Origin of the sequence: Bacillus sp. 220_BSPC, assembly GCF_001054655.1 — a bacterium.
Classification (GTDB): domain Bacteria; phylum Bacillota; class Bacilli; order Bacillales; family DSM-1321; genus Peribacillus; species Peribacillus frigoritolerans.
The window spans coordinates 1-19,233 of sequence record NZ_JVPL01000185.1; the positions used below are offsets into that span (position 1 = coordinate 1).

At 39.8% G+C, this 19,233-nt stretch carries 19 protein-coding genes and 1 pseudogene; 11 read left to right on the forward strand and 9 right to left on the reverse strand.

Features of this window, described 5'->3' with window-relative positions; genetic code table 11:
- Positions 1-81: 81 nt before the first annotated feature.
- Positions 82-510 carry a hypothetical protein gene (locus ADA55_RS13110; protein ID WP_048684511.1) on the reverse strand — a complete coding sequence of 143 codons (429 nt, stop codon included), beginning with the start codon at positions 508-510 and terminating at the stop codon, positions 82-84.
- 993 nt (positions 511-1,503) lie between these two features.
- On the opposite strand from ADA55_RS13110, the gene ADA55_RS29400 reads away from it, so the two are divergent.
- Positions 1,504-1,659, forward strand: a complete 156-nt coding sequence (locus ADA55_RS29400; RefSeq protein ID WP_153246131.1) for a hypothetical protein — start codon at positions 1,504-1,506, stop codon at positions 1,657-1,659.
- Between the two features lie 18 nt (positions 1,660-1,677).
- Here the strand turns inward: ADA55_RS29400 and ADA55_RS13115 are convergent, their stop codons facing one another.
- On the reverse strand, positions 1,678-2,295 hold the full coding sequence (locus ADA55_RS13115) for a YktB family protein (RefSeq protein ID WP_048684513.1): 618 nt from the start codon (positions 2,293-2,295) through the stop codon (positions 1,678-1,680).
- Positions 2,296-2,409: 114 nt separating this feature from the next.
- Positions 2,410-2,609: pseudogene (locus ADA55_RS28495) on the reverse strand (DUF1054 family protein); the annotation flags it as partial.
- A 194-nt stretch (positions 2,610-2,803) separates the two neighbouring features.
- Between ADA55_RS28495 and ADA55_RS13120 the strand changes: the two are divergent.
- Positions 2,804-3,001: a hypothetical protein gene (locus ADA55_RS13120; RefSeq protein WP_048684515.1), complete on the forward strand. Its 198-nt coding sequence runs from the start codon at positions 2,804-2,806 to the stop codon at positions 2,999-3,001.
- Positions 3,002-3,395: 394 nt separating this feature from the next.
- Positions 3,396-4,199, forward strand: coding sequence for an inositol monophosphatase family protein (locus tag ADA55_RS13125; RefSeq protein WP_048684518.1), 804 nt, complete (start codon positions 3,396-3,398; stop codon positions 4,197-4,199).
- A gap of 88 nt (positions 4,200-4,287) precedes the next feature.
- Here the strand turns inward: ADA55_RS13125 and ADA55_RS13130 are convergent, their stop codons facing one another.
- Positions 4,288-4,470, reverse strand: coding sequence for a YlaF family protein (locus tag ADA55_RS13130; RefSeq protein ID WP_034314013.1), 183 nt, complete (start codon positions 4,468-4,470; stop codon positions 4,288-4,290).
- Between the two features lie 124 nt (positions 4,471-4,594).
- Between ADA55_RS13130 and typA the strand changes: the two genes are divergently transcribed.
- The 3 genes from typA to ADA55_RS13145 are packed head-to-tail and all read left to right on the forward strand — an operon-like array spanning position 4,595 to position 7,062.
- Complete coding sequence (typA, locus tag ADA55_RS13135; RefSeq protein WP_048684521.1) at positions 4,595-6,442, forward strand: translational GTPase TypA; 1,848 nt, start codon at positions 4,595-4,597, stop codon at positions 6,440-6,442.
- 22 nt (positions 6,443-6,464) lie between these two features.
- Positions 6,465-6,773: a YlaH-like family protein gene (locus tag ADA55_RS13140; protein ID WP_034314008.1), complete on the forward strand. Its 309-nt coding sequence runs from the start codon at positions 6,465-6,467 to the stop codon at positions 6,771-6,773.
- A gap of 4 nt (positions 6,774-6,777) precedes the next feature.
- Positions 6,778-7,062 carry a hypothetical protein gene (locus ADA55_RS13145; RefSeq protein ID WP_034315418.1) on the forward strand — a complete coding sequence of 95 codons (285 nt, stop codon included), beginning with the start codon at positions 6,778-6,780 and terminating at the stop codon, positions 7,060-7,062.
- Between the two features lie 37 nt (positions 7,063-7,099).
- Here ADA55_RS13145 and ADA55_RS13150 read toward each other — a convergent pair whose 3' ends face one another.
- The 3 genes from ADA55_RS13150 to ADA55_RS13155 all read right to left on the reverse strand — a co-directional run bounded on the left by ADA55_RS13150 (position 7,100) and on the right by ADA55_RS13155 (position 8,459).
- A complete protein-coding gene (locus tag ADA55_RS13150) occupies positions 7,100-7,531 on the reverse strand; it encodes a hypothetical protein (RefSeq protein ID WP_081088555.1) in 432 nt (143 codons plus the stop codon).
- Entirely contained in the window at positions 7,515-7,715 is a 201-nt protein-coding gene (locus ADA55_RS28500; protein ID WP_072272690.1) for a YlaI family protein, read from the reverse strand. The genes ADA55_RS13150 and ADA55_RS28500 overlap by 17 nt, the downstream gene beginning before the upstream one ends.
- A 144-nt stretch (positions 7,716-7,859) precedes the next feature.
- Positions 7,860-8,459 carry a YhcN/YlaJ family sporulation lipoprotein gene (locus tag ADA55_RS13155; protein ID WP_072272691.1) on the reverse strand — a complete coding sequence of 200 codons (600 nt, stop codon included), beginning with the start codon at positions 8,457-8,459 and terminating at the stop codon, positions 7,860-7,862.
- A 266-nt stretch (positions 8,460-8,725) separates the two neighbouring features.
- Here ADA55_RS13155 and ADA55_RS13160 point away from each other — a divergent pair, with 266 nt between their 5' ends.
- Positions 8,726-10,057, forward strand: coding sequence for a PhoH family protein (locus tag ADA55_RS13160; RefSeq protein WP_048684523.1), 1,332 nt, complete (start codon positions 8,726-8,728; stop codon positions 10,055-10,057).
- A gap of 62 nt (positions 10,058-10,119) precedes the next feature.
- Here the strand turns inward: ADA55_RS13160 and ADA55_RS13165 are convergent, their stop codons facing one another.
- The gene (locus ADA55_RS13165) at positions 10,120-10,623 is read right to left on the reverse strand and encodes a hypothetical protein (RefSeq protein WP_048684525.1); all 504 of its coding nucleotides are present in this window, start codon (positions 10,621-10,623) and stop codon (positions 10,120-10,122) included.
- Between the two features lie 221 nt (positions 10,624-10,844).
- Here ADA55_RS13165 and ADA55_RS13170 point away from each other — a divergent pair, with 221 nt between their 5' ends.
- Both ADA55_RS13170 and pyc read left to right on the forward strand, forming a co-directional pair.
- Complete coding sequence (locus tag ADA55_RS13170; RefSeq protein WP_034313996.1) at positions 10,845-11,126, forward strand: YlaN family protein; 282 nt, start codon at positions 10,845-10,847, stop codon at positions 11,124-11,126.
- Positions 11,127-11,748: 622 nt separating this feature from the next.
- Entirely contained in the window at positions 11,749-15,186 is a 3,438-nt protein-coding gene (gene pyc / locus ADA55_RS13175; protein ID WP_048684527.1) for a pyruvate carboxylase, read from the forward strand.
- Positions 15,187-15,370: 184 nt separating this feature from the next.
- On the opposite strand, the gene ADA55_RS13180 is transcribed toward pyc, so the two are convergent.
- Positions 15,371-16,357 (reverse strand): COX15/CtaA family protein, encoded by a 987-nt coding sequence (locus ADA55_RS13180; RefSeq protein ID WP_034313992.1) that lies wholly within the window; start codon positions 16,355-16,357, stop codon positions 15,371-15,373.
- A 600-nt stretch (positions 16,358-16,957) separates the two neighbouring features.
- Between ADA55_RS13180 and cyoE the strand changes: the two genes are divergently transcribed.
- Positions 16,958-17,896 carry a heme o synthase gene (gene cyoE / locus ADA55_RS13185; protein WP_034313989.1) on the forward strand — a complete coding sequence of 313 codons (939 nt, stop codon included), beginning with the start codon at positions 16,958-16,960 and terminating at the stop codon, positions 17,894-17,896.
- 252 nt (positions 17,897-18,148) lie between these two features.
- Positions 18,149-19,231 (forward strand): cytochrome c oxidase subunit II, encoded by a 1,083-nt coding sequence (gene coxB, locus ADA55_RS13190; protein WP_048684529.1) that lies wholly within the window; start codon positions 18,149-18,151, stop codon positions 19,229-19,231.
- Positions 19,232-19,233: the final 2 nt, after the last annotated feature.

The following is a 19,233-nucleotide window of genomic DNA, read 5'->3' on the forward strand; positions in this document are numbered from 1 at the left end:
GATGAACATATGCGTTTCCCATAACCCGATTTGGAAATGTGGCAAAACAAAAAGCGGGGTCGAAATGACCGCCGCCGTTTTTTATTTATAGATTACGTTGATTTCAATTATATCGCCTTCACGTTTATATTCGATTCGTTCAATTAGTTTTTTGAATCCTTCGTTCTTTTCCTTCACCGAAAGACCTTCTTCAAATAGTTTATTTCGATCGATTTCCTTCCAAAACTTCATTCGTTCTTTCCGCTTCACTTCGTCAACAAAATCATTCGATTGCGAAAGACGTTCCAATTCTTTCGAAGCCGCTTGAATTTTCATTTCTTCGACTTTCTTACGTTTCTCGAATTCTGGACGGTCAATGATTCCGTCAATGAATAGGTCTTTAATCCGATCAATTCTTTCCTTTGACTTATCGACCGATTCCATTTGTATTGCAATCAAAGCCTTGCCGCCCTTAGTCGCTTTTTGTTCGTCTTGGGTAACATTGAACAACTTCTTCGAAAAGTCTTCCATATCCGCCCGCAACGCCTTCAAAACAACGTGTTCGGGGCAACCCGCATTTTTGTAAGCACGTCGAAAACTTCAAGGTTGATTTCGATATCCACAACAACGGAACGATCGAAGAACTATTCGAACAAGTCGATAAGGCATTCGAAATGGCGGACGAAAGCATTCCCGAAACACACACGATTCAAAAATATCTTGGCGGCAAGAAGCAAGCGTCATTCAACAAATCCGAATAAAGGGGGCGTCCTTTGTTGTTTTGGAACGGAATGACGTAAAGAGTAATTTAAACGATTTACCCGCCGACTTACCACCGTTTGAAATCGCTTCGGAGTATATTTTTACAAGGGGAAGAATATCGAACGAAATTTAAACGTTAACGTGCGAATTTCAAATCCTTCAATAAAGCTGCTGCTATTTGTATCAGCAATTCATGAAAAAAACGTAAAACGAATTGAAAAGGCAATCAAGAAAACGGCAATAAAAGGTACGGCGATTGCCCGTCCTTTTGTTTATTAAACTAATATTGTAAACAAAAGTTCAGTTGACGTTATACATAAAAGAAATCTTTGTTAACGGTGAACCTGGGGCGAATCGGGTTTTCATTGTTGAAAGACCTTCTTTATATACGGCTGGACAATCAAGAACGTTTAGAGTTCTCATATCGAAGGACAAACCGTTACCTTCAGGAATGTTGATTGATTTCTCCGACCAGTATTCAATAAAATACTTATCGGGTACACGGGAACAAGAACTCGAATTATAACGGCGGTGGTGATCTCTGTCTTTTTTTGTTGGAACATATTTCACTCAAGTTGAACGATTATAGTCCGTTTAGACCCGTTTTCTCGACTCACGGCGTTTCAAATAGCTTCTGGACGGACGCAGTATCCAACGAACTTGACGCCTTCCCGTGTGAATTCAAAAAGATTCTTTCCGACCGTCACAATCACCCGTTTTGAAACCACAACTTCGGTATCAACCGAAAAGGTGGAATTCGAAATGAAAAAAGAACTTATACGAAACAAGATGTTTAAGGTTGGAAAGTTGACCGCCACGGTTAGAAGTAATGAGCCAAGTGATGAAGCGGATGAGGATTTCAATTCTTGGATAAATAAAAAGGCATATGAAAAAGCGTCCGAACCCGTTCAAGCATAGCGGGCGAAGACGCTTTTTTTATTTATATGCTAATTTATATAATGGAATAAGCGTTTCAAACGTTTCTTTCGCAAGTTTCACAAATGCGTTGCCGTCCGTCAAGATCGGGTCGTTTGCCGCAACGTGTCGTCCAATTAGGAATTCCGCTTTCTTGACGTCCCGAAAACGTTCAAGTGACGCTTTCAAGTCGATTTCCTTCATTGATATTGCGTCCTTTTTCATGTGGTCAAGGGATACAACAAAATCGCTTGGAACTCTTTTTTCTATTTTGTCCAAATTATTCAAGAACGTCTTTGCGATTTCCGTCTTGTTCGGCAATTCATAAATGAACGCAAGCCAAATAAAAACATGGTCGTCGAATAATCCAATTTGAAAATGCGGGTGTTGCTTATATCCCCGTTTGTTTGCCGCTATCGCAAGCCATGTATCTTTCGGGGCGTTGACGCTTCGACGTGCGTGTTTTGCAATATGCAAAAACATTTCGTTCCCAAGATTCACGGAAAGTTCGTCCGTCAACGCTTGCCCGATCGATTGGAACTTCGGTTGAATCCGTTCTTGAATCGCTTTCATTCTTTCGTCAAGACCTTCTATATTAAATGTATCAAAATCATTCTTCGTGAATCCTTCAAATTGCATTATCGAAAATCTCCTTCGTGAAGTTTAGATTGAATTAGGTAGGGGTAAATAAAAACCAAGTAAGGACAATGAATTATAGAAGTTATACTTTGTGAGCAACCCATGTATCATTGGGGGATTCACTGTCCGTCTAGCATGCTTTGCAACGTGAGGGTGCATTTCATCGCCGGTCATAACTGAGAGTTTTTGAGAAAAGTGCTCTCCCAGGGCTTGTAATTTAGGCTGGATCCGTTCTTTTAAGCATCCATGCGTGGTTCCAATCCATCAATTTTAAAAACATCAAAATCATCTGCTGTAAAACTTTCTATATTCATTTTCATCTCTCCTACCGTAATATCTGCACATATTGTAGCATAAGTAAAAGTAAAATTTAAAAAATACGATTCGGGTTGGCAATGAAAAATTCCTTATAGATTTAAGCACAAATTAGTTGCTATTTGAGGTAGGAAGTCATATGATAATATAAATTCAGAAAATTACGTTAATTAACGAAGGGAGAATGTTAATTATGAAACAAGTCATGAACCAAGCATTAAAAGCTAAAGAAGTTGAAAGACATAGAGCTGCAGTGTTAAGAATGGAAATGGACTATGAATTAGCAACCCTTTTTGAAGCAATCGATGAAGAGAATGACCAAAAGAGGTCACAATGCAAGCAAAGACTAGAACGCATCCGCTTGGAATTGTTGAAACTGAAAGCCTTGTAAATGATTGGCTGCAGAGACCTTGAAGGAGAATGAATTAAGGAAATGAATCAATTTCAATACAAGGAATTTTATTATAGATGAACGGACACTTTATTTTATTAAAAAATAATGTGTCCGTTTTTCATTAAATGTCCAATATATATAAGGTGGAATATCATTTTGTATCAAGTCCCTTTAATAAGGAAGGGGAACGTCAAATAAGGGAGAATATTCTTGCTGGCTAAAACATGATTACGATTAATGGATGGGCAGTCAAGGAACCTTCTTTCCTCATCAGTTAAAAAAATGGAAAATTTAAGATGTTAAAAGCTTGAAGGCAAGCTATATTTGCTTTAATCTTTAAAAGAGGATCATTTTAATGTAGTTTCTGATCATAAAGGACGGGGATATTATAATGGCATCGGTCAAGGAAATGGATACATATGCGAAGTTATGGATGAAAGAAGCCGGTACTCGGCTAAGGGCGTCCTTCAAAACCAAGTTGAATATTGAAATGAAAACGAATCCGAATGATTTGGTAACTAATATGGATAAGGGGATAGAAAAGTTTTTTTGCGAAAAAATTGGCGAAGTTTTTCCAGAACACCGCATTTTTGGTGAAGAGGGAATGGGCAATGATATTAAAGACCTAAAAGGTACGGTGTGGATCATCGATCCAATTGATGGAACTTTGAATTTCATTCATCAACAGAGGAATTTTGCGATTTCCCTTGGGGTTTATGTGGATGGCATCGGAAAGATTGGCATGGTTTATGATGTCTTTAGTGATGAATTATATCATGTGATTAAGGGACAAGGAGCATTTCTGAATGATCAAAGGCTCCCATCTCTTGAAGAGGCATCGGTAAGCAAAGCGATCATTTCCATTAATGCAAGCTGGGTAACGGAAAACCGGAGGATCGACCCGAGTCTTTTGGCACCGCTGGTCCGGGATGCAAGAGGAACACGTTCTTATGGCTCGGCAGCGTTGGAGCTGGCATTCGTGGCCGCTGGAAGGATTGATGCATACATAACCATGAGACTCATGCCTTGGGACTTTGCCGGGGGAGTTTTACTGGTCGAGGAAGTGGGCGGGGAAGTTAGTAATATTAAAGGTGACAAATTGGATTTTTTAAAAGGCGACTCACTTTTCGTATCAAAACCAGGGCTACACAACGAAGTATTTGAAAAATACTTATCAGGAAACTCCAGCCATTAGTATCAAGGACTGATTGCGGCCATGATAAATGTCTCGGATAGAAATAATTAACAAAAAAAACTCGCTGTCTGTCAGCGAGTTTTTTATATTATAACTTCCCGGCTTCACGTAATTTCTTCTTCTGGGTGAAACCGAACCCCATGATTCCGCAAAGAATAACGATTGCAGCTAATATTCCAATCAAGCTTTTTTCAGCAATGAAGATGCCAATGGAGCCAATGCTGGATGTTGCCAATACCGCTAATATTAAGAAATTCCATTTAATGTTCATTAATATCACCCCTAATATATCTATTGTACATAATTTCTGTATTTGTTTCTAGTATGTTTGTGATATAATATGTAAGTTAATACTAGTGATACGTTTTACACAAACTTTTTTAGGAGTGAATTTTTTGAAATTAAGAGAAAATATTCGTAATATAGCCATCATTGCTCACGTTGACCATGGTAAAACGACGTTAGTGGATCAGTTGCTAAAGCAATCTGGTACTTTCCGTGAAAATGAACATGTGGAAGAACGTGCGATGGATTCTAATGCGATTGAAAAAGAACGCGGAATTACGATTCTTGCGAAAAATACAGCAGTTCAATACCAAGATACAAGAATCAATATTTTGGATACACCTGGTCATGCCGACTTTGGTGGTGAAGTGGAACGGATCATGAAAATGGTTGATGGCGTTCTACTTGTTGTTGATGCATATGAAGGCTGTATGCCGCAAACTCGCTTCGTGTTGAAAAAAGCATTGGAACAAAAGATCACGCCAATCGTTGTCGTGAACAAAATCGATAAAGATTCTGCACGTCCAAATGAAGTGGTCGATGAAGTAATTGACTTATTCATCGAACTAGGAGCTGAAGAAGAACAATTAGACTTCCCAGTTGTCTTCACTTCAGGTATCGCTGGTACTGCTAGCTTGGATTCAGATCCTGCTAAACAAGAAGAAGACATGACCCCACTTTTCGAAACAATCGTCGAAACGATCCCTGCACCAATTGATAACTCAGATGAACCGCTTCAATTCCAAGTGGCTTTACTTGACTATAATGATTATGTAGGACGTATTGGCGTTGGCCGTGTATTCCGCGGTAAAATGCATGTAGGTCAACAAGTTTCATTAATGAAACTTGATGGGAAGGTTAAACAATTCCGTGTAACGAAAATCTTTGGTTATATTGGCTTGAAGAAAGTTGAAATCCAAGAAGCCGTTGCCGGTGATTTAATTGCCGTTTCTGGTATGGAGGATATTAACGTAGGGGAAACGGTTTGTCCGACCGAGCATCCTGAAGCTCTACCTATCCTGCGTATTGACGAGCCAACATTACAAATGACTTTCCTTGTAAATAACAGCCCATTCGCAGGCCGTGAAGGTAAATTCGTTACAGCCCGTAAAATTGAAGAGCGTTTGAGAAACCAATTACAGACTGATGTCAGCTTAAGAGTCGAAAATACTGATTCTCCGGATGTCTGGATTGTTTCAGGTCGTGGGGAGCTTCACCTTTCCATCCTGATCGAAAACATGAGACGTGAAGGTTATGAACTGCAAGTTTCTAAACCGGAAGTTATCGTTCGTTTGATTGATGGCGTCCGTTGTGAGCCGGTTGAACGTGTACAAATCGACGTACCTGAGGAGCACACTGGTTCGATCATGGAATCAATGGGAGCCCGTAAAGGTGAATTATTGGATATGATCAACAGCGGAAGCGGTCAAGTTCGTTTACTGTTCACGATCCCAGCTCGCGGACTTATTGGCTATTCAACTGAGTTCTTAACGATTACACGCGGATATGGTATCATGAACCATTCATTTGACAGCTATCAACCAATGGCACAAGGTCAAGTCGGCGGAAGACGCCAAGGTGTACTTGTATCCATGGAATCAGGAAAAACGACACAATACGGTATTATGCAAGTAGAAGACCGCGGTGTTATTTTCGTTGAGCCAGGTACGGATATTTATGAAGGCATGATCGTCGGGGAACATAACCGTGATAGCGATTTGACTGTTAATATCGTTAAAGCGAAACAAATGACAAATATGCGTTCAGCAAATAAAGACCAAACTTCTTCCATGAAAAAACCAAGAATCATGTCCCTTGAAGAAGCTCTGGAATATTTGAACGATGACGAGTACTGTGAAGTAACTCCGGATTCAATCCGCCTTCGTAAAAAAATTCTAGATAAAAACGAGCGTGAAAGAGCAGCTAAAAGAAAAAAAGTTGCTGTTGAAGAAAAATAAATAGCAAGAGGAGGAGAAAAGATTGGATATCCAAGAGCGATTATCATTTTTTGCAGCATTGTACAGAGTGGATGAAAACCCTGAAGCAGGAATGTGGTATTTATATTTGACGGTCTTTGGATTATGCATCCTTGTCTATCAGTTAGGTTTTGCCAAAAAGTTACCATTGCTAAAAAATGTTGTCATTTATGTGGTAATGGCACTTGGATGTACCCTTCTTTCTTTCTTTGCGGTGTTTCTCCCTATGGGGGAGGCATTAGTCATCGCTTCGCTTGTTCTGGGGATCTATAGGATCCGTCTTCATAATTCGAGAAAAGAAGAACAGGCTTAAGATGATGAAATCATTACAGGATGCTTTATACAATTGGTTGACGATCAAAGTTGTCTGTGATGCAAGGCCTGATGATTCAGCTGCACGCGATACAGAAATGTTTTTCATGCAGATGCTGAAAGACGATCATCAGGTGATAATCGATTCGGTTACAAAAACAGAACCTTTTTATTTCGTCGAGTACCTTTTGGGAGACGAAATGAAGAAGCAGCGTTATCCGATTGAATTGATTGATATCATGTTGGACCAAATTCAGTTAGAGCCAGAAAAGTATAAAAATATCGAGTAATGATAAAAGAACCGTGCGATTTACGCACGGTTCTTTTTTATATTGCTTTAGGGAGGGAAAGTCCGTAAAAAAGATGTAAGATTGTCCACAAAAAGAAAGCTGTCAAATCAGAAGGAAGGACAACTTCTGTTTTTGACAGCGCCGATAGTGGGAAGTAAAGCATGATGGCGGGAATGATCGTGATAAAAGCAAGTGCGTATTTGTTCCATTTCCTGAAAGCTTTCAAAGGATGTAGTATATAAACGTAACTATACGTAATTGCCAGTGAGAAAAGGAGATGGAAAAAGAATAATGATTCCTCACTCCAGGAAACGGCTCCAATTAGGGGGAGGAAATCCACATTCAATAAAAGCTTATACACTTGTTTACCGGATAGCATTTCGACCCACTTCATTATCCATCCAAGCAGAAGTCCATTGATCAGGCCAATCAGAGTAACCTTGTGGAAAGTTCTACCATTCATCTTCATTTTTGATCGTCCGGTAAAGACGGAAGTTACCGGTGGCAATCCGTTCGTTCGTACGCTCTTCAATGCGTTGGTTGCATGTATTGCACATATAGGTATGTATAGGACGGTTGCGAAGTTTCTTTGCTTCCGGGCTATCGTCGGGAATAGATTCAATTTGATCGCATATTACACATTTAACCTTCATATTAGTTGAACCTCACTTCAATTTGAATATGCTTTTAAGTATACCAATATTTTTATGGTAAAACGAGGATAAAGTGAAACTAACAGTTGAAGTTGATTGTTAGGTATGAAAAAGACCCGAAGATTCACTTCGGGTCGGGTAAATTCATTCTTTAAAGTGATTGGATTGATCATTTTGCTCTTTATCGAGTTCTTTTCTTTCCGTATCATCATCAAGTTTATTTTTTTCCTTTTCGATGTTCTTAGATGGCGTTGGGGTTAAAATATCACCAGGAACCTCCGGGATGACTCGACTTGTGATGTCAGCGAGTTCATTTAGTATCCCGGTTACCGGTTTGCCGTCTTTAATATCTTTGGCCACCTCCCTGATCCGCTCATTTAAATCCGGGTCAGCGACGATGATGGCATTTGCACCGTCAGGATCATGTTTTAAAGTTTCTCCGACTGAGTACTTTATAGTCCCAACCTGTGAACGCTCAATATCTTGGTCGATATCTATTCCGACGATGGCGTATTTGCCAAGTACGACTGCGGTGGCATCGTTCACCTCTGGAATGGACTTAGCCAAACCGGTGAGTCTCTCCGCTGTTTGCTGACCTGTATTCCTGTCTGCTTCCTTAATGGTCGTATTATTGACTTTCGTTATATTGTTTTGCGCATTATTTTCAGACACTTCATTTTTATTATCCATTGTGCAACCTGACATCAACAGAACAGCAGCGAGCGACAATATGATTTTTTGCAATGTAAAACCTCCTTAATGTTTTCCTTTGGTTCCAGCCTGTCCATCGCTACCTAGTCTGATGCAACTGAGTATAAAATGCAGCCAAACATGGAGAAATCAATGGTGGGGATTGCATTCTTTGCTGGAAGTTTTCTTTATAGTCTGTAAATGTTCTTCTATCTTTATGCAAAGGAACATATATTTTATCAACAGTCTCGTCCGCTACATAACTGCTGAGTGTAGTAAATGGTAAGACATATCCTATAGAGCAGGCAGGAGGCGTCATATTGGGGAAAAAAATATATGTTTTAGATACGAATGTCCTGTTGCAGGATCCGTATTCGATTTATTCATTCGAAGATAATGAAGTTGTCATTCCAGCAGTCGTATTAGAAGAATTGGATTCAAAAAAAAGATATATGGATGAAATCGGAAGGAATGCCAGGCAAGTATCGAAATTGATCGATAGCTTTCGTGAAAAAGGAAAGCTGCATCAGAGCATTCCGCTTCATAATGGTGGCAGCATAAGGATTGAACTCAACCACCGTTCATTTCACAAACTTCAGGAAATTTTTGTTGAGAAAACGAATGATAACAGGATATTGGCAGTCGCGAAAAATTTATCTTTGGAAGAAGAGACGAAGGAAGATGGAAAAACGGTCATTCTTGTTAGCAAAGATACTCTAGTCAGGGTTAAAGCTGACGCCATCGGTCTAGAGGCAGAGGACTTTTTAAATGATCGCGTTGTAGAACTGGATCATATATACGCTGGGCACAAGGAAGTGTATGTATCGATTGATAACCTGAATAAGTTTTATGAAAAAAGTTTTCTTTCACTGGAAGAACTGACAAAAGATGCATATTATCCAAATCAATTCCTATTGATGAAGGACACGCTGGGCAGTTCAGCTTCGGCGATTGGGATAGTGGATGAGAACTGCAGGACCGTTAAGAAATTGATGTATGAAGGGGAGCATATTTGGGGAATTAAACCGAGAAATGTCCAGCAGACCATGGCCCTTGATTTGTTGCTTCGTTCGGATATCCAGCTTGTGACGCTCATTGGTAAGGCGGGGACAGGCAAGACTTTATTGGCATTGGCAACAGGGTTGATGCAAACTGAAGATTTGTCACAATATAAGAAACTTTTGGTTGCCAGGCCCATTGTTCCGGTCGGTAAAGATATTGGTTATCTGCCAGGGGAAAAAGAAGAAAAATTAAGACCATGGATGCAGCCTATTTTTGATAATCTCCAATTTCTGTTCAATACGAAAAAACCTGGGGAATTGGATGCGATTTTAGCAGGAATGAGTTCGATCGAAGTTGAAGCCCTCACCTATATCAGGGGAAGGAGCATACCGGATCAGTTCATCATCATCGATGAAGCGCAGAACTTAACGAAACATGAGGTCAAGACAATCTTGACGAGGGTAGGCGAACGGAGCAAAATTGTCTTAATGGGGGACCCGGAGCAAATAGATCATCCTTATTTAGATGAATATAATAATGGTTTGACCTATGTTGTGGAAAAATTCAAGACCGAGCGTATTGCCGGCCATGTTAAATTGATAAAAGGGGAAAGATCGGGATTGGCACAACTGGCAGCTACACTATTATAATGCAATCGGCAAGGGATTTCCCTTGCCGATTGCCAAAATTTTTGGCAAGAATGAACGAAGTATTATTTAACGGTGAAAGACCGTACATTTTTTATCGGTTCATTGATGTTGGAAGCGTCTCCGAAATAAATTTCCAGGGGGCCGCCCTCGGATATTTTAAGCGGCTTTCCATCCTTGGAAAAGCCCAGGAAAAATTCAAGTGCCGTTTCCAACGGGAATGTAAGCTCCTCATCATCGGTTGTAACGATGACTTCGGTCACCCCATTTTCAGGTTCGGCGTTTTTTAAAAAAGGTTCAAAAGGGATGCCGAAAGTCCCTTCCAGCAATCTTTGCTTCTCGAACTTTCGTTCCGTTTTTATAGTGGGTGGCATTATTGCGCCTTCCTGTATTTCTTTTTGCCAATGCTTGGAGGCGGCAATCGTATATTCTTCTAATTCATTGACTTGGACTCTTTCAGCGTGGAAATATGTATCGATTTCAACTTTACGGTCATCAAAAATCCATACTCCAGGATCTAGCGTAATTGGATATTTCACTTTTCCATTTATAAATACGATGGGTTCCAAATATCTCATTCCTTTCTGTTGCTCTTTAATGATTATAATCAATTATAATTGAAATGTCACATCTTCAAGATGGTGAACAAATTCCATGGCTGGGTATATTCATTTGAGAGGGGATCGTGATATCTCAAAGGCAAATTGTTTGTCAATGTCCTTGCTTTTTCATAAAACTAAAGGTAGAATTTAGAGATAAGATTTAATCGCTCTGAGCGGGGGGATTTAACATGGCATCTGATATGCTTGTCAATCATCGAGAAAAAGCTTATGCTTTATTAAAAGCAGATGCTGACAAGATTCTAAAACTGATAAAAGTTCAAATGGAAAATCTCACTATGCCTCAATGTCCTTTATATGAAGAGGTACTTGATACGCAAATGTTCGGCCTATCACGAGAAATCGATTTTGCCGTACGCTTAGGTTTGGTAGAGGAGACCGAGGGTAAATCCCTTTTGGAAACCCTTGAACAGGAATTGTCAGTTTTGCATGAAGCATCGTTAAAAAAATAATAGATAAAACATACTAACTCAAACAAATCTCGATGATTGTTTGAGTTTTTTATTTATATACACAATTAATGAATAATGTTATACTATTTTTTAATAGTGACATACTAATTAATTCACAGAAGCTCAATTTGAGTTTTCTTATTCTTTTGAATTTTTGATCTAAGTTCAATAGCCATCTTCCATTTTTTAAAAATTCCCAATCATGCATTAAACATGTGGGATTTTCCGGTCATATGGCTTTGATCAATAATGGATCGATAGTACGGGAGTCAGATCTAATTCCCTGTTTTTTTATACGAATATATGTAATTTTTTATTTTTTTATTGTATTCAGTTAATTTTAGTATTATTGTTATATTAATTGAATGTTAAATCAAATTGATAATATATTATTATAGCTAAATTTTAATTAGGTAATGGTATAGGGCTCTTTTTAGTCTTTATCGGATGTGAATAACGAAAATATAAAATATATCGAAATAATTACATCAGCGATAAAATGAGCTTAAACAGATTGGACTCCTTATTTGGGAAATCAATTCATGAATAAAAAGTGGTGGAAATCTTTCACGCTTTTTTTCTATATATTCAATAAAAATACATATTGATTAGGGTGGTAGCAATGGGGAAACGTATAGAAAAAGTACTTGCGGCAAATCGCGGGGAAATAGCGATAAGGATTTTTCGGGCTTGTACGGAATTAGACATTCACACAGTTGCAATCTATTCAAAGGAAGATTATGGTTCTTATCACAGATATAAAGCGGATGAGGCATATTTGGTCGGGGAAGGCAAAAAGCCGATTGATGCATACCTGGATATTGAAGGCATAATCGCGATTGCCAAAATGAGTGGCGTCGATGCGATTCATCCCGGTTATGGTTTCCTTTCAGAAAATATTGAATTTGCGAAACGTTGTGAGGAAGAGGGCATAATCTTCATCGGACCAGAATCAAGACACCTAGATATGTTTGGTGACAAAGTAAAAGCTAGAACACAAGCTGAACTGGCGGATATTCCGGTTATCCCTGGTAGCGATGGACCGGTGACCAGTGTTGAAGAAGTCAAGGAATTTGGTGAACAATACGGTTTTCCAATTATTATAAAAGCATCATTAGGCGGCGGCGGACGCGGAATGCGAATTGTCGGAAAAATCGAAGAAGTTGAAGAGGCTTATGATCGCGCAAAATCAGAAGCTAAAGCAGCTTTTGGTAATGATGAAGTCTATGTAGAGAGATTCATACAAAATCCGAAGCATATCGAAGTTCAGATTTTGGCTGATACTCATAGGAATATCGTCCATTTATATGAGCGTGACTGTTCCGTTCAGAGACGGCATCAAAAAGTTGTGGAAGTGGCACCTTCCGTTTCCCTTACCGAAGATTTAAGGGAAAGGATTTGTGAAGCAGCAGTCAAGTTGGCTAAAAATATTGATTATGTAAACGCTGGTACGGTCGAGTTCCTTGTCGCAAATGGCGAATTTTACTTTATTGAAGTCAATCCACGGGTGCAGGTTGAGCATACGATCACTGAAATGATTACGGGCATTGATATCGTTCAATCTCAAATCATGGTGGCTGAAGGGCATGAGCTCCATGGCAAGAAGATCGGGATTCCCGAACAAGCAGGCATTAAAACTCATGGATACGCGATTCAATCAAGGGTGACGACCGAGGATCCATTGAATAATTTCATGCCTGATACCGGGAAAATGATGGTGTACCGTTCCGGTGGGGGATTCGGTGTCCGTCTGGACGCAGGGAATGGGTTCCAAGGTGCGGTCATCACACCATATTATGATTCCCTTCTCGTTAAACTTTCCACTCATGCGCTTTCATTTGAGCAGGCAGCTTCCAAAATGGTTCGTAACCTTAAGGAATTCAGGATTCGTGGTATTAAAACAAATATCCCCTTCCTTGAAAATGTTGTAAAACATGAAAAATTCATTAATGGGGAATATGATACATCATTCATTGATTCAACACCGGAATTATTTAGCTTCCCAATTAGAAAAGACCGTGGGACAAAAATGCTTTCATATATCGGAAATGTGACCGTGAATGGATTCCCGGGAGTCGAGAAAAAGAAAAAACCTGTTTTTGATCCAGCACCAATTCCGAATGTTGGTGGCCTCCCGCTTATCTCGGGTACAAAAAATATACTTGAAGAGCAAGGAGCAGAGGGACTGGTCAATTGGATCAAAGAACAGAAAGAGGTATTGATCACCGATACGACTTTCCGTGATGCACATCAATCTTTACTTGCGACGAGAATTAGGTCGAAAGATATCCTTGATATCGCAGAACCTACAGCAAAACTGCTTCCTGGTTTATTTTCAATGGAAATGTGGGGCGGGGCAACTTTCGATGTCGCATATCGTTTCTTGAAAGAAGATCCGTGGGACAGGCTGTTAAGTTTCACGAAAAAAGCACCGAATGTCCTATTACAAATGCTTTTAAGGGCTTCAAATGCAGTTGGTTACAAAAATTATCCTGATAATGTCATTCGTGAATTCGTAGAGAAATCAGCGGATGCAGGCGTTGATGTTTTCCGTATCTTCGATAGTTTAAACTGGGTTAAAGGGATGGAATTGGCTATTGATGCAGTCCGTCAATCCGGCAAAATTGCAGAAGCTGCAATTTGTTATACAGGGGATTTGAATGATCCATCACGCAGCAAGTATAATATCGACTACTATAAAAATATGGCGGTGGAATTGGAACAAGCCGGTGCCCATATTTTAGCGATCAAGGATATGGCCGGCCTCTTGAAGCCTGATGCTGCTTACCGCCTTGTCTCGGAACTGAAAGAATCGACATCCCTTCCGATTCATCTGCATACCCATGATACAAGCGGAAATGGAATTTACATGTATTCTAAAGCGATTGAAGCCGGTGTGGATATCGTTGATACGGCGATTGGTTCTTTAGCTGGACTGACTTCGCAGCCAAGTGTACAAACACTTCATTATGCATTGGAGGGTTCAAGCAGACAGCCTAAGTTGGAAGTCGATTCACTAGAGCGTTTAGGAGAATACTGGGGTGAGGTCAGGAAATTCTATCATGACTTCGAAAGCGGAATGAATGCACCTCATACCGAGGTTTACAAACACGAAATGCCGGGCGGCCAATATAGTAATCTGCAGCAGCAAGCCAAAGCAGTTGGGCTGGGAGACCGCTGGCATGAAGTGAAAGAGATGTATCAGCGCGTCAATGTAATGTTCGGCGATATCGTTAAAGTGACTCCTTCATCCAAAGTTGTTGGGGACATGGCTTTATTCATGGTCCAAAATAACCTGTCTGAAGAGGATGTTCTGACAAAAGGTAAATCCATCGATTTCCCTGATTCAGTCATAGAGTTATTCGAAGGCTATCTAGGTCAGCCAGTTGGGGGATTCCCTAAAGAGCTTCAGGAAGTTATCCTGAAAGGGAAGAAACCTATAACGGTAAGACCGGGTGAGTTATTGGAAGAAGTGGACTTTGCAGCACTTAAAGAAGAATTATTCAAGGAATTGGGACGGGCAGTCACTGATTTCGATGTGCTTGCATATGCCCTATATCCAAAAGTATTCCTGGAATACAATAAAACGATTGAGTTGTTTGGAGATGTTTCCAACCTCGATACCGCGACTTTCTTATATGGTATGAGGTTAGGGGAAGAAATCGAAGTTGAAATCGAAAAGGGTAAAACGCTTATCGTAAAATTGGTTTCAATCGGCCAGCCATTGGCTGATGGAACACGGGTTGTGTATTTTGAGTTGAATGGTCAATCACGTGAAGTGATCATCAAGGATGAAAACATTAAATCTTCCGTTGTATCAAAAGTAAAAGCTGATTCAAAAAATAAAGAACAAATCGGTGCGACAATGCCAGGTACGGTAATTCGTGTAGTGGTCGAGAAAGGAGATCAGGTCAAGCAGGGTGATCACCTGATCATTACGGAAGCGATGAAAATGGAAACCACCGTGCAAGCACCATTCTCCGGGACCATCAAAGATATTTATGTAAAAGATGGAGAAGCGATCAGTACTGGAGACTTATTGATAGAAATAACTAAGTAATATCGCTGACTGTGACCTTCTGAATGATTTAGGGTATATGGGGTATGCTTGAGGTTTCAAGCTGCCCTACACCCTCTTTCAAGGCAATCCACGGTCATCTTAGGACAAAACAAAAACCACCGTTCCCCAGGGGAATGGTGGTTTTTGTTTTGTCCTATTATATTATTGATTGAACAATCAGAAATTAACGGGCGGGTACTGTTGGTGTTATATCCTTTTCATCCTGTCCTTTGACTGTGTGCGTGGAGTTTCTTTTTTGCTTGGCCAGTGCATTTTTTTTGCTTCTTGATGTCAATAGCATCAAATAGCTCATTACACCAAAAAAGCAGGCAATGAATAATGCGTGTGTCAATGCGATATATAAGTTTTGCCTTGAGAAAATGATGAAGGCTCCAGCGGTAACCTGTAAAAATACGAGAATGAATGCAGCCATCCAACCGCCATATAACACTTTTTGATTTTTGTAATGTTTTTTTGCGATATAAGCCACATATGATACCCAAATGAAAATGGCGCCTGCGATTGCACGGTGTCCCATCTGAATCCATTCATAAAGGTTAGAGGGGAGTGCAAGGCTGTCATTTACACATAAAGGCCAATCCTTACAGATAAGACTTGATTCTGTATGCCTTACAAGAGCACCTGTATATACGACTACGAGACAAAAAATCAATACGCCAATGATATGGAATTTCATTCGTTTGTCAACTATAAGTTTTTCCGCTTCGAACTTCTTGTCTACTTCAAAAATCAACAATGTCAGTAAAAAGACGGCAGCAAAGGAAATAAGCGATATGCCGAAATGAAGGGCAAGGACAAAATCGGATTGTGACCAAATGACGGCAGCGGCCCCGATTAACCCTTGTAGTAACAGAAAACCAAAAGAAAGGACGGATAAGAAACGTGCTTCACGGATATGGCCGATTTTTTTCCAAGACATATACGATAAAATTAAAACCAAGAATCCTCCAGCACCTGAAACGAGACGATGGGAAAGTTCAATGACCAATTCAATCGTGATTTTGTCCGGGATCAATTGGCCATTGCACAATGGCCAGGACCTGCCGCATCCCATGCCGGAATCCGTCTTCGTGACTAAAGCTCCGCCAAGTAAGATGAAAAGCATTACAATCGTTGTTAAAACAGCAAACCATTTAAGAGACGATTTCACTAGTAGTCCCACCTTTTTCTCTGTAGCAAATTAGGATTGTTCCATAAAATTAATAATAGCATAAGATTTTTCATAATATTTGTCGAACTTCCTCGATATTACACAAAATAGAATGATTTTACAAGTTCAGTTAATATTATAACTATTAATTAAAATGCCTGAAATAGTTGAAAGTTACAAAAGACTTTGATAGAAATAAAGGGAGTGTAAACCTTCAAGTAGGAGCAAAATAGGGATAGAGCCTAGGGGATGATGAAAATAGCATACTATTCATGTTCTTGATGAACATCTTACAGGAGCAGTAAATTATTGAGACACAAATTGGTCAAAAAATATCCGAAAAATTTTCACAAAAGCTTCCAAAAATGTGTTTTAATATATTGAAGAAATGATTTTACTAAATTTTACTGTTATTAAGCATGATATTAAGAATGATAGCTCTCGATGGATTCCATTGACGACAGTCATTGGTAAATAATTTACTTTTTGTTTACGCTTCCTTGGTTACAAATATCAAAAAGTATGAAATAATGTTCTATAGCATATGTAAGTATTTTTTTGCATTTGCGTCGTGCTGAATGATTTAAAGGAGGAAAACAAATGTCAGAAACAAGGGGTTTGTCAGAAGCTGTCATGGAGGACAGTAAAGCCGCCCTTCAATCGGATATACCTGAAACAACAGCTTGGAAGGATTTTCTCGCACTTATAAAAGTGGGGATCGTCAATTCAAATATAATTACAGCTTTTACCGGCGTGTGGTTAGCTCTTCATTTTTCGGGGCTTAGCTTTTTAAGCAATCTAGATGTAGTGTTTTATACACTTGCAGGTTCGGCGCTCATAATGGCGGGATCTTGCAGTTTCAATAATTATTATGACCGTGATATCGATCATTTAATGGAAAGAACGAAAAACCGTCCAACGGTAACTGGGAAAGTACAGCCTTCAAAGGTATTGGCGTTAAGTTTCGGCTTAATTGCTGCAGGGCTGATTTTACTTGCATTGACTAATATGACAACTGCCATACTGGGTGCATTCGGCGTCTTCGCCTATGTTGTTTTATATACTATGGTTTTCAAACGTAGATTTGTCTCGAATACGATAATAGGAAGTATATCCGGAGCTGTGCCTCCGCTTATCGGGTGGGCTGCGGTAGACCCGGGCCTTGATAAGATCGCCTGGGTCCTGTTCGCGATCATGTTCTTGTGGCAGCCGCCTCATTTTTATGCACTTGCAATGAGGCGTGTCGAAGAATATCGAGCAGCTGGAGTACCTATGCTTCCGGTCGTAAAAGGATTCAAGGCTGCAAAAAGGTCGATTATGCTATGGATCATCTGTTTAATGTTCATTCCTTTCTTTTTAACCCCATTAGGAACACCGCTAGTTATTCTTGCTGCATTATTGAGCACAGGTTGGCTTATTTTGGGAATTAAGGGGTATAAAAAGAAAGACGATGTTAAATGGGCAACATCCATGTTTGTATATTCTTTAAATTATATGACCATTTTATTTGTAGCGATGGTTATTGTCACACTGATCTAGTTTTGGTTTAAATAAACTGGCGGCCTGTTCTTTTACAGGCTCCAGTTTACTGATAAATAAAGCTCTGACCGCCATTCATACATATTAACGGAACCAACAGGGGCATACATAAGAGCGGTTACATGAATCAACTTATAATTCCTTAGATTAGGGATTCTTTCTTTTTAGAAATTGACATAGAGAGAATATTCGCAATTGCGCCCATTTTTATTTTTGTGAGAAAATTTTGACGAAAGAGGGGTTTCTGAAGCTATGAAAAAAAGGCTGCACAAATGGCGCCTAATTGCTCTGCTGGGTATTGTAGGACTTGTCCTTTCGGGCTGCGGCGAACCATTTCTATCCGCGCTGAAGCCAGCTGGCGATGTTGCGCAATCTCAGTATGACTTACTGATATTGAGTACACTAATCATGGTACTGGTTATTATTGTTGTGATTATTTTGTTCGTTGTAGTTTTACTACGCTTCCGTCGGAAGGAAGGCGACGAAACAATACCGAAACAAATTGAGGGAAGTCATAAACTCGAAATTATCTGGACTGTTATTCCTATCCTTCTTTTAATTGTTCTGGCTGTTCCAACCGTCGTCACGACTTTTGACTTAGCCGACACAAAGGCAATGGATAAGAAAGATAAGGATGGAAAAACGAAGGATGCACTTGTCGTGAATGTTAGGGCAAACCTTTATTGGTGGGAGTTTGAATATCCAGACCTTGGCGTTGTAACAAGTCAGGACCTGGTTGTTCCGACAGATCGAAAAGTGTACTTCAATCTAACTGCTTCAGATGTTAAGCACTCATTCTGGGTACCGTCCGTCGGAGGAAAGATGGATACAAATACAGAAGGGGTCAATCAGTTTTTCTTAGAATTCGACGGTGAAAAGGCAGAAGATTCGAACAACTTATTCTACGGAAAATGTGCTGAACTTTGCGGTCCTTCACATGCTTTGATGGATTTTAAGGTCATAACGAAGTCTAAAAGCGATTTTGAAGCATGGACTAAAGATATGAAAGCCTCGAAGGAACCTGTCGTTGAAGGTGATCTAGCCAAACAGGGTGAAGATGTCTTTAATCAAAGTTGTATAGGCTGCCATGCGGTGACACCAAATGACAGCAGGCCTGAAGCTGCTCGTCAGGCTCCGAATCTGGCTACATTCGGTGAGCGTGAAAAAGTAGCTGGCGTATTGGATCATACGGAAGAGAATGTGAAGAAATGGATCAAGGATCCTGAGAAGTATAAGCCGGGCAACACGATGACCGGTACTTACGGTGAACTTTCGGATTCAGATATTAATGCACTGGCAGCTTATCTATTAGAGCTTAAGGTGGAAGACAAATAGAA